Here is a 1657-nt window from a genome sequence, read left to right as displayed (position 1 = left end):
CAGGAAGTGCTCGGCTTTCCGCTCGTAGCGTCGGTGGAGGCGGCGGCAACCGGCGAGCCAGGACATGGTGCGTTCGATGGTCCAGCGGTGTCGGCCGAACCGGGTGGAGGACTCGACGCCCTTGCGTGCGATGCGGTGCCTGATGCCACGCTTGCGTAACCATCGGCGCAGGTGGTCGTAGTCGTAGCCCTTGTCGGCGTGGAGCTTGGCCGGGCGTCGGCGCCGTGGGCCGCGACGGGAACGGACCGGCGGGATGCCCCGCACCAGCGGCTCAAGGGCCTGGCTGTCGTGGAGGTTGGCGCCGGAGATTCCGACGGACAGGGGTAAGCCGGTGCGCTCGGTGATCAAGTGGATCTTCGAGCCGTACTTGCCCCGGTCCACAGGATTCGGACCCGTCAGGTCCCCCTTTTCAGGGCCCGCATGTTCACCGAGTCGATGGCGCAGCGAGACCAGTCCAGTTCACCGCGTGAGCCGAGTTCATCGAGGACCAGGCGGTGGAGCTTCGCCCACACCCGAGCCTTCGACCACTCCGTAAAACGCCTGTGGGCCGTGGCTCCCGAGGGCCCGAACGAGGCGGTCGGAAGCTGCTGCCAGGTGCAGCCCGACGTGGCTACGAACACGATCGCAGCCAGCACTTCCCGATCCCCGTGCCGCCGCCGGCCACCACCCTGCGGACGAGTCGGCGCCTCCGGCACCACCCGCTGGAACAACCCCCACAGCTCATCCGGCACCAGCCGCTCAACGATCCCCACGCCACGAGCCTATCGAACACCCCAAATGAGATGACGTCTTAAGACGGTGTCCTATGTGGTGATCGCTCGTTGGACTGGTCATGGGGCGGGGTGCGTGGAGTTGGATTGTTCCGGACGGTTTGTGGGAGATCGCTGAGCCGCTGATCCCACCGTCGAAGGTGCGGCCGCAGGGCGGGGGAACGCAGGACACGCCTGATGAGACGCTGTTCGCGGCGATCATCTACGTGCTGGTCAGCGGATGCGCCTGGCGGGCTCTGCCGCCCTGCTTCGGGATATCGAAGTCGACCGCCCACCGCCGGTTCCTGATCTGGTCGCGGGCCGGCGTGTGGGGACGGCTGCACGAGGCGGTGCTGCACCAGCTTGACGACGCCGGCCTCATCGATGTCACCCGCGTCGTCCTCGACACCGCCCACGTCAGGGCTAAAAAAGGGGCGAACACACAGGTCCGAGCCCCGTGGACCGCGGCAAGCCGGGTTCCAAGATGCACGTCCTGTCGGACGCGAACGGACTGCCCCTTCTCGTCGGCGTCTCGGGCGGCAACACGCACGACAGTGAAGGGCTGAAGCCGATGCTGGAGGGTCACCAAACGAGACACGACCCCCACCGCGGCCGGTACTTCAAGCCTCAGCGCCTGCACGCGGACAAAGCCTACGACCGTGCCGACCTGCGGAAATGGTTACGTGGCAAACGCATCGGGGTCCGGATCGCGCGCAAAGGCATCGAGTCCAGCGAACGGTTGGGCCGTCGCAGGTGGGTGATCGAGCGGACCATGTCGTGGCTGTCCGGCTACCGCCGACTCAGCCCCCGCTACGAACGAAATCCCCGCAACTACCTGGCCTTTCTCGGACTCGCCGCAGCCATCTGCTGCTACAGGCGCCTCGTTCGTCTCACCACGTAGGACACGG

The 1657-nt window shown here is 66.8% G+C and carries 2 protein-coding genes; one reads left to right on the top strand and one right to left on the bottom strand.

Annotated elements, in window-relative coordinates; all coding sequences use genetic code 11:
• Positions 1–752 (bottom strand): IS5 family transposase gene (locus CK485_RS14255; RefSeq protein ID WP_199239343.1). Its coding sequence is split into 2 segments (ribosomal slippage), with 750 coding nucleotides annotated over them: positions 1–408 and positions 411–752; the frame shifts between segments, so codons are not numbered across the junction. This gene is flagged as partial in the annotation.
• Between the two features lie 80 nt (positions 753–832).
• Between CK485_RS14255 and CK485_RS14250 the strand changes: the two genes are divergently transcribed.
• A protein-coding gene (locus tag CK485_RS14250; RefSeq protein ID WP_109450493.1) for an IS5 family transposase occupies positions 833–1650 on the top strand; the annotation gives its coding sequence in 2 pieces (ribosomal slippage) (positions 833–1181 and positions 1181–1650; 819 coding nt in all).
• Positions 1651–1657 lie beyond the last annotated feature (7 nt).

The sequence above is a fragment of the Streptomyces sp. ICBB 8177 genome, assembly GCF_003144095.1.
GTDB lineage: Bacteria > Actinomycetota > Actinomycetes > Streptomycetales > Streptomycetaceae > Streptantibioticus_D.
Note: the sequence above shows the minus strand (reverse complement) of the source record. Positions and strands in the feature narration are given on the sequence as shown.